This is a genomic window from Thermodesulfobacteriota bacterium, from assembly GCA_039028315.1.
Classification (GTDB): Bacteria; Desulfobacterota_D; UBA1144; order Nemesobacterales; family UBA2774; genus CR02bin9.
In genome coordinates this window covers 1-8,937 of the sequence record JBCCIH010000092.1, presented here as the reverse complement: position 1 = coordinate 8,937, position 8,937 = coordinate 1, and the positions used below count along the sequence as shown (strand labels likewise).

Sequence of the window (8,937 nt, the reverse complement as noted above, 5' to 3'; positions counted from 1 at the left end):
TATGAGATGATGATGAAGATGTACGTTGCTGGAATGAATGTGGTGCGCCTGAATATGTCCCACGGCACTCACGACACTCACGAGCAAGTAATAAGGTCAGTTAAGAATATCAATCAGAGAATAAAAGACTCAATCCCTATTTTAATGGATTTAGAGGGGCCGGAAATAAGAACCGGCAGTATGGATAACGATATACATCTAAATGAAGGTGATATTATCACAGTGTCGGTTGGCAATCAGGAAGCCGAAATCTCATCTTTCAGCATTAATTACGAAGACCTTATTAATACTTTGAACGAAGGAGATAAGATAACTGTAGATAGCGGCCTCATTAACCTTGAGATCTTAAAGAAAAACCGCGGCACTATGGAGTGCAAGGTCCTTGACGGAGGTATGCTAAAAAGCCAAAGCCATGTGAACCTGCCTGGGATAAGAGTAAATCTTCCATCGATCACGGAACATGATAAAAGACATGTTGAGTTTGGTCTTGAGCAGAATGTTGATTTTATTGCACTTTCATTTGTCAGACAGGCAAGTGATGTAGAGGAACTAAAACGGATTTTAGGTGATAAGGTAGGAAAGATAAAAATCATCTCTAAGATTGAAGACCAGGAAGGCGTTGCTAATATAGACGAAATAATAGATGCGTCTGACGCAGTAATGGTAGCCAGGGGCGATCTGGGAGTTGAGGTTGAGCTACAAGATCTTCCGAACATTCAGCGCACAATAGTTCGTAAATGTCATGAGAAGGGGAAAAGGGTTATTGTGGCTACTCACCTTTTAGAATCTATGATCGAAAAACCCCTTCCTACAAGAGCTGAAGTGACAGATGTTGCAAACGCAGTGTACAGCGAAGTCGACGCCGTTATGCTCTCAGGGGAGACTGCTGTTGGGAAGTATCCTATCCGCTGTATAGAAAACATTCATAAAATTGCAACTGCCTCAGAACAGCTTCCAGGGATGAACTTTAGCAGAAATCTTCAAAATCATGACGATAAGCAGAGTGTTGCCGCATCCGCAATCAGTCTTGCAGAGTCCATTGAAGCAAAGGGCATTTTAGTAATAACAAGAAGGGGTATAATGGCGCAGTATCTTACAAACTGCAGACCTACTAAAACATATATATACGCTTTTACCAACGATAACAGAACAAGACGTCAGCTGTTTTTAAACAGAAGCGTGATAGCTCACCGCATTGAGTTTAGCAAAGATCCGGAAAAGACCATCCAGAATGCAATCACGATTCTTAGGATGCGAGAGGGATTTCTCCCAGGAGATAGAGTGGTAGTGCTCTCTGATATAATTGCTGGAGCCGGAATTGATGCCATTCAAATTAGAGCTATCGAATAAGGATCAGTGTTGATTAGCAAGCGCATTCGATTCTCAAAGCAAAGCTAGGATTGTACTTGTATATTGAAGTGATATACTCTGATCAGTTTTAAATACAAAAGGGGATAAGACATAAGCAAAGCTCGTTTTACTAACCGCACTTCCAGCCTAACAGATAATAGAGTTTAAATTAAACAGTAATGATTATTATTGTTAGGAAACACTAAATGTTTCTCGCGCCGTGCTTTATGTAATCTGAATACACAATAATGCCGAATGCTAATTCTGAAGTCTCAGTTTCGAATAAAGAGCCAAAGTCTAATTCTAAAATACGTTTCGCTCGTAACAGTGAGTTTGAAAGAGAGCTTACAAATAGAGTAAATGCATATTTTGAGAATACATCAAAGAATAAGAAGGACTGCTTTAGCATGTACCTAAAGTCCTTTTTATCTGTATCCTGGGTTGTTGTTTCCTATTGTTTGATAGTTTTCGCCGGGCTCCCTCTCTGGGGTATCATTCTTGCTTCGCTCTCGCTTGGTTTTGCACTTAATGCACAGGCTTTTAATGTAATGCACGATGCCATTCATGGCGCTTACTCAAAATATAAAGTTGTAAATAAACTTATGGGTCACTGGCTAGATTTAATTGGCGGAAGCTCATATTTTTGGCGCAGCAAGCATAATTACTACCATCATTCCTACCCAAACATTGTAGGGCATGACAGCGATGTTGAAGTAGGCATATTTGCTCGTTTCACCCCGCATCATAAGAAACACTTTTTCCATAGATTCCAGCACATTTATATTTGGTTCCTCTATGGATTTTTAGCGATTAAATGGCAGCTAATAGATGATTTTGTGGTTTACTTCAAAGGAGAGGAAAACGGTCACAAAATAAAACGTCCCAAAGGGCTTGATGCTCTAATATTTTTTGGAGGAAAGATCTTCTTTTTCACAATCGCTTTTATTATTCCGTCCTTGTATTATCCGATTGTTTATGTGATTGCATTTTATATTTTTATAGCAATGATACAAGGTGTGATTATGTCAGTTGTATTTCAGCTTGCACACTGTGTTGAAGAAGCAGAGTTTCCAATGCATGATGAACAAGCCGGTATAATGGACAGAACTTGGATTGTTCATCAGATCAGCACAACGGTGGATTTTGCAAGAAATAATAAACTACTTACATGGTACCTTGGAGGGCTAAACTACCAGGTGGAGCATCACCTCTTTCCGCAGATATGCCATATTAATTATCCAGATATGTCTGTTATAGTTGAGCAAACTTGTCAGGAATATGGTATTCCTTATTCTGCCCACGGAGGATTTATTGATGGACTTAAATCACACTATAATTGGCTACGTGAGCTAGCACAGGCTCCATAAGTTTTTATTAGATTACTCACCCCTCATTCCTCATTTTACCTACTATGATGATAATGATTGATTTACATTTTTACATATGATATATATTGAGTTAGGGTTAATGCGGATTCTCCGTAATTAAATAAATATATTTTTAAAAGAGGACGCACGGATGAGATATTTTTCCTTCGATAGTAAAGTATTGAAAAGTTTATCATTGCTTATTCTGATCAGTATTTTTAGTGTTTCAGGTTGTAACAATGACACATTTATAGAAGCTCAAACTCCGCCTGAAGAACCTAATACGGTTCTTGAAGCTCCAACATTAGATATGGCTCCAAATGCAAGCACTCCGCTTGCCGGGCTTTTAGAGCTACTGACATCAGGCTTATCCAGAGTATCAATAACTGTCAGCGATGGCACCGAAGAATTTAGTATTGATTTTGATGAATTAATTTCAGATCATGCACATCCTGTTTTGGGTTTTAAGCCCGATAGAGACTATACAGTTACCGTAGAAGTTTTTGGAGAAGAAGGTGAGCAGCTTATAGAGCCAGCAGTATTTGAAGTAACGACACCGCAGCTACCGCTTGATTTTCCTGTAATTAGCGTAACTAGCACTCCTGAGCTTATGGAACCGGGCGTAACATTGTTTGAAGCAGCCGGCTACTTAATAGCTGTTGATGCGCAGGGTGATGTGTGCTGGTATCATGACATAGAGTTTCCGCTAAGTTTTGGAGATCGTGACGTAAGAAGAATAAAAAACGGCAACCTACTATTATTAGCGCCAAGGGAAAGAGTAATAGAGCTGGATATGCTGGGAAATGCCGTTAATATTTGGCATTCTGCAGGTTCATCCATTGGTGACCCCGGCAGCATACCTGTGGATGCTCTAACATTTCATCATGAGGTTTTTGAGATGGAGTCAGGTAACTTTCTTGTCTTAAGTGTTGAATTTAGAACATTATTCGATTATCCAACTAGTGTAACAGACCCCTTTGCACCTCTTGGAACGGCTATTGTTGTTGGTGATGTAGTAGTAGAGTTTACCCCTGATGGAACAGTGGTAAATGAGTGGTCAATGCTCGATCTACTCGATCCTTACCGGATAAATTACAGCTCTCTTTTAGGATTATATGATAGTCTTTATGAAGGCGTTTTCGGTATGGCTGAACCTACCAGAGACTGGTCTCATGGTAATGCGGTGATTCATGATACTAGCGATGATTCAATCATTGTTTCTTTCCGTCACCAAGACGCAGTAATCAAATTCAGCAGACAAACCGGGGAGTTAATATGGATTCTTGGGCCGCATGAAAACTGGGATCCGGAGATATTTGGCAAATACTTGCTTACTCCTCTATCTAATCATGAGTTCTTTTTCCAATACCACCAGCACGCACCTGATATAACAGATCAGGGCACTTTCCTTATATATGATAACGGCAACAACAGAGCAAGCCCGTTTGATCAGCGGCTTCCAGACTCCCAAAATTTCAGCAGAGCTGTTGAGTACGCTATAAACGCCGAAACAAAAGAAGTGGATATAGTGTGGGAATACGGTCAGTTTGAAGAAGACCTATATACATTTTTTATCGGAGATGCTGATTTTATGCCTCAGACCGGTAACGCAATGATTACGTTCGGCGGCACCCAGCCTGCGCATATTATCGAGGTTACAAGAACCACCCCTGCTGTTAAGGTGTTTGATCTTTCTCTAGAAAGTAATTTTACATATAGAAGTGAGAGATTAGAGAGTCTGTATCCTTAATCGGCAACGCGATTTTATGTGCTGGTTGATATAAAAACCGTTTAGCAAGTTACATCCTGAATAAATTTTTCAGCTAATAGTAAAATTCTATTTTTTCTCTGTGTATCTAATCTGTCAAACATTCTTACCATCATGGACATTCTGTGGTTTGTCGAAAAGAATTCCCGGTGTTTATCTATGAATCTCCAATATAGTCCGTCCCATACATCACACCAATGTGCTTTTTTAAAATCACTCATTTTTAGAATGTAGCTTGATCCCGATATATAGGGCTTAGTAGCAAAAGTGCCTCCATCGGAAACGGTTGAATCTATCTGTCACAAAATAAAGCATAATCAAAAAATTAAGGAATAAAAGTTGAAGGCAAAGTATTTATGTATAGTATATGTCTAACTAACGTCAAGTATATATTGTTGAGATATTTTAATACTCTTAAGTATTATTAGCAGATAGTAAGAAACAAGTATTTATATTTTATTAATATTTGCATATAGTTATAACGACCTCAGATGTTTATAAATAATTTATAACATGGAATTTGGAATTAGCTTGACAAAACTTAGACATTTGCTAACCTCAGATATGTAAAAAAAATATGGAGGTAGTAAAAATGAGAGCATTAGACGTGATTGTTGCTATTTTATTAGTAATTGGTGGTCTGAATTGGGGTCTGGTAGGTTTTTTCCAATTTGATTTAGTTGCCACAATATTTGGGGGTCAGTCGGCGATTCTAAGTAGAATCATATACAGCTTGGTTGGACTGAGCGCTCTTTATCAGGCTCTACAGTGGAAAGCGATACAGCACAGATGGGGTTTAGCTGAAGATAATGCTTAAAATCAAACTCAAATAACGGCCAGATATATGTTTCTGGCCGTTGTTACCACTCACCCGTTTTTAACAAATAACTCATTTCAAAGAGAAAAAAGACTAATCGATGAACACAACAAATATGGAAAGGCCAGTTTATGTCGTAATCGGAGCAACAGGTGGAATAGGTTCTAAGGTTTGTGAAATGCTCGCTTGCGAGAGCTGCGATCTGATTACTTGTTCAAATAATGACACAAAGCTTAAAGCGCTTTCTCAGAAACTTAATACTAAGAGCTATAAATTAGATGCAAGCAGTTTTACAGATGTTGATGAATGCATAAAAGATGTGGTGCTGAAATACGGTAGAGTAGATGGTGTTGTAAACTGTGTTGGCTCAATTCTACTAAAACCATCTCATCTTACAACACAAGAGGATTGGAACAAAACTATTTCACTTAATCTTACCTCTGCTTTCGCAACATTAAGAAGCAGCGCTAAAGCAATGATGGAAACCGGAGGCGGCTCAATAGTACTTGTTTCCTCTGCTGCAGCACTTACGGGTCTGGCTAATCATGAAGCTATCGCAGCGTCAAAAGCCGGTGTAATTGGGCTAGTCATGTCCTCGGCAGCAACGTATGCGCGCCATGGTATAAGAGTAAATTGTGTCGCGCCAGGATTGGTCAAAACTCCTTTAACTAAAAGCCTTACGGAAAATGATGCTATATTGAAAAAATCTGAGAAGATGCATGCACTTGGCCGAGTAGGCGAGCCCGGTGATATAGCTTCGGCTATACTTTGGTTTCTTAGAAGCCAGCAAAGTTGGGTTACAGGGCAGGTGCTTGGTGTTGATGGTGGACTTGCTACGATAAAGAATAGATAAATTGTTTTTGGGCCGCATGTATCTCAGCGGCCCATTATAAGGATTGTCTATACTAATTTACAACTTGATACTGTGGATAAACAAAACTTCCCTTTGTCCAAATTGCCCAAGTCGGATCAGCTATAGGCTTAACTTTATTTATAGGATGATCCTCTGGAGCCTTAAACTCAATCTTAGCATTTTGAGTATCAACAACTCCGCCGAGCCAAGGAATAGGATATTTAACTACCTGATTTACTTTTTTGCCATCCACATCTTTGGTCATGAGGCCAAAATAGTTAAGGTGTCCTCCGCCAAAGTTGCCGAGCTCACTACCAACATCAGCTGTAGAAACAATCATTGGTTTTCCGTCCACTGTTAGTGTAGCAGTAAGCTTTCCGTCTTTTACTTCAGTAGTTGTCAGAACATTAGTGTTCTCATCTACTGGAATTCCTACTGGATCGGTAAATGCTCTCATGGTAGGTGAGCTGTTGAAATAGTAGATGAAATACCTGCCAGGGATTGTAGTATCAGCGTTTTTTATGTAAGAGTCCTGATCTGCGAGCTCAATTGTAAGATATGTAAGCGTGTAGGGACCAAATCCCGATGTATTGTTACCATCAGGGACCGTATACATGTTTATAACCACTTGCCCTTCAGGGTTTGGCTCAAGCCCCTCTGGCAGCATTGCCTTTAGTACCTCCGGATCGGCTTTATATGCAGCTATAAACATCCATGCATCAGTTACCAGCTGAGGCCCTGGAAGATTTGCCCCATCCGTTTCAGCGTAAGCGTTCTCGCTCGTAGTTGATACACTTAGCGTTAAAGAAATCAAAAATAAAACGGTAAGCATCTTTTTAGAAAAATCTTTCATTGCACAATACCTCCTTTTGTATTTCATAAATTATCATAAACCACTTAGTAATTTAATAGCAATATGTGAATTGTTATAAGTATTGTCAATAGTTGATAGATATATTAGATGGCAGTATTACTATTTAGGAAACTCTAAGACTCTAAAATCTTGTATCGGCTATTATGGTTCATCCTCCATCTCTCCGATTAACTTGAAGAAAGGTCAAAGCCTACACATTCACATTTTCTAATAAATTTATATCTATGTCAAGAATTTTTTGAAATGGGTGTCAAATGAATAATTATTAAGTTTTTTCAGCGTAATAAACAAATGCAGGCGGGAAATTGGTCCATACGATCTTACTTCTGGTGATCTTATCAAATTTTTCATGGAGTTTTTTTCTAAACCTTCTGGCTGAAGGAAAAATAAGACCTGGTACATAAGCATAGGTTAAAAATTTTCCTCCCGGGTGAAGCACATCAATAATTGTATCCATCAAATCATCTTGTAGATCATCACTGAAAGTGGACCAAGGAAGACTGCTTATTATGCAATCACAACCCTTTTCGCCATGTATATCCAAGTATTTTTTTGCACTGCTTGCAGAGTCTAGATATACAGTTGCTTCAGGGCATCGCTTTTTTGTGGCTTCAACCAGTGTTTCGTTGATTTCCATTGCGAAAAACGTTGTATCTTCAGATATCTTATTTACAATTTTCTCAGTAATAACGCCTGTCCCAGGGCCAAATTCCACAACGCTCGATACTTCTTTAAGTTCTGCCATGTCAGTCATTAAGTCGCAAAGACTGTCGTTGGAAGGAGCAATGGCTCCTATTTTGGTCGGGTGGATTATAAATTGAGTTAGAAACTTTAAATTTACTTCAAGCTCATTCTCAGACCGGACGTTTTCTCTTCTCATAAACCTTTTCTCGCTTTGTGTAAACAACCTATTAGTTCGAGACTCTATTTGTTATACAGTATATAAAACTCAACCCAGTTAGTTGTTTTTGGTTTACATTTTTATACATCTATATGCCCTAAAAGTCAATCATTTTTGAATATTCGCACTCATCTACAAATTCAGCAAAATGTTTTTTTGACAAATTGTCAAAGGCTAATTAGACTGGGTAGGAATCTAATACAGAGTTTAAATTTTTAAAGGATATAATTTCAATTCATGTCAGAAGAAATAATTGGTATCAATAACGTTTATAAATCCTTTGACACTAAAGAAGTTCATATGGGTGTTGATATATCTATCAAGCGCGGCGAGAACATAACTGTTCTTGGCGGTAGCGGATCCGGAAAGAGTGTTTTGCTTAAGGAAATCACGGGTCTTCTTAAGCCCGATAAGGGCGACGTTATAATTGAGGGTGAGAACATTGTGCCAATGGATGAGAGAGAACTTGTAAATGTTAGAAAAAAAATAGGCATGCTCTTTCAGGGAGCAGCGCTTTTTGATTCCCTTACTGTTGAGGAAAATATTGCATACCCGCTTCGTGAGAACGCAAACTATCCAGAGAATGAAATTAAAGAAATCGTTTCAAGAAACCTTGAGATGGTGGGGCTGCCTGATATTGAAGACAAGATGCCCTCTGACCTTAGCGGCGGAATGAAAAAAAGGGTTGGCCTTGCAAGAGCAATGGCAATGAACCCAAAAATTCTTCTATACGATGAGCCTACAACTGGGCTTGATCCACCCAATATCACTAGAATTAACCATCTTATAAGAAATATGCAGGAGCAGTTTGGGATTACGGGCGTTATTATTACCCATGACGTGCAAAGTGCGTTTGAGATCTCAGACAGAATTGCATTTTTGTATCACGGAAAGATTGTATTCACCGGATCGGTAGAAGAGGCTAAAAATACGGACGTTAAAATCTTAAGCGACTTTATAAATGCCAAGATGGAAGGCGGGGACGAGTAGCAGAGCTTTATTGAAGG

Annotated in this window: 8 protein-coding genes; 6 read left to right on the top strand and 2 right to left on the bottom strand. The window is 39.0% G+C overall.

The window, feature by feature from the left end; all coding sequences use genetic code 11:
* The 5 genes from pyk to AAF462_06955 form a co-directional block, all read left to right on the top strand.
* Positions 1-1,350, top strand: a 1,350-nt coding sequence (gene pyk / locus AAF462_06975; GenBank protein ID MEM7008863.1) for a pyruvate kinase, incomplete at its 5' end; no start/stop codon positions are given.
* A 248-nt stretch (positions 1,351-1,598) separates the two neighbouring features.
* Positions 1,599-2,717 carry an acyl-CoA desaturase gene (locus AAF462_06970; protein MEM7008862.1) on the top strand — a complete coding sequence of 373 codons (1,119 nt, stop codon included), beginning with the start codon at positions 1,599-1,601 and terminating at the stop codon, positions 2,715-2,717.
* A gap of 151 nt (positions 2,718-2,868) precedes the next feature.
* Complete coding sequence (locus tag AAF462_06965; protein MEM7008861.1) at positions 2,869-4,467, top strand: aryl-sulfate sulfotransferase; 1,599 nt, start codon at positions 2,869-2,871, stop codon at positions 4,465-4,467.
* Between the two features lie 610 nt (positions 4,468-5,077).
* Positions 5,078-5,302: a DUF378 domain-containing protein gene (locus AAF462_06960; protein ID MEM7008860.1), complete on the top strand. Its 225-nt coding sequence runs from the start codon at positions 5,078-5,080 to the stop codon at positions 5,300-5,302.
* Between the two features lie 100 nt (positions 5,303-5,402).
* On the top strand, positions 5,403-6,155 hold the full coding sequence (locus AAF462_06955) for an SDR family oxidoreductase (protein ID MEM7008859.1): 753 nt from the start codon (positions 5,403-5,405) through the stop codon (positions 6,153-6,155).
* Positions 6,156-6,207: 52 nt separating this feature from the next.
* Here AAF462_06955 and AAF462_06950 read toward each other — a convergent pair whose 3' ends face one another.
* Both AAF462_06950 and AAF462_06945 read right to left on the bottom strand, forming a co-directional pair.
* Positions 6,208-7,008: an acetoacetate decarboxylase family protein gene (locus AAF462_06950; GenBank protein MEM7008858.1), complete on the bottom strand. Its 801-nt coding sequence runs from the start codon at positions 7,006-7,008 to the stop codon at positions 6,208-6,210.
* 286 nt (positions 7,009-7,294) lie between these two features.
* Positions 7,295-7,909 (bottom strand): methyltransferase domain-containing protein, encoded by a 615-nt coding sequence (locus tag AAF462_06945; GenBank protein MEM7008857.1) that lies wholly within the window; start codon positions 7,907-7,909, stop codon positions 7,295-7,297.
* A 258-nt stretch (positions 7,910-8,167) separates the two neighbouring features.
* On the opposite strand from AAF462_06945, the gene AAF462_06940 reads away from it, so the two are divergent.
* A complete protein-coding gene (locus tag AAF462_06940; GenBank protein MEM7008856.1) occupies positions 8,168-8,920 on the top strand; it encodes an ABC transporter ATP-binding protein in 753 nt (250 codons plus the stop codon).
* The last annotated feature ends 17 nt before the right edge of the window (positions 8,921-8,937 follow it).

Excerpts from the sequence above, each read along its gene's own strand:
- AAF462_06970 (MEM7008862.1), top strand. The coding sequence starts at position 1,599 with ATGCCGAATGCTAATTCTGAAGTCTCAGTTTCGAATAAAGAGCCAAAG.
- AAF462_06965 (MEM7008861.1), top strand. The coding sequence starts at position 2,869 with ATGAGATATTTTTCCTTCGATAGTAAAGTATTGAAAAGTTTATCATTG.
- AAF462_06960 (MEM7008860.1), top strand. The coding sequence starts at position 5,078 with ATGAGAGCATTAGACGTGATTGTTGCTATTTTATTAGTAATTGGTGGT.
- AAF462_06955 (MEM7008859.1), top strand. The coding sequence starts at position 5,403 with ATGAACACAACAAATATGGAAAGGCCAGTTTATGTCGTAATCGGAGCA.
- AAF462_06950 (MEM7008858.1), bottom strand. The coding sequence starts at position 7,008 with ATGAAAGATTTTTCTAAAAAGATGCTTACCGTTTTATTTTTGATTTCT.
- AAF462_06945 (MEM7008857.1), bottom strand. The coding sequence starts at position 7,909 with ATGAGAAGAGAAAACGTCCGGTCTGAGAATGAGCTTGAAGTAAATTTA.
- AAF462_06940 (MEM7008856.1), top strand. The coding sequence starts at position 8,168 with ATGTCAGAAGAAATAATTGGTATCAATAACGTTTATAAATCCTTTGAC.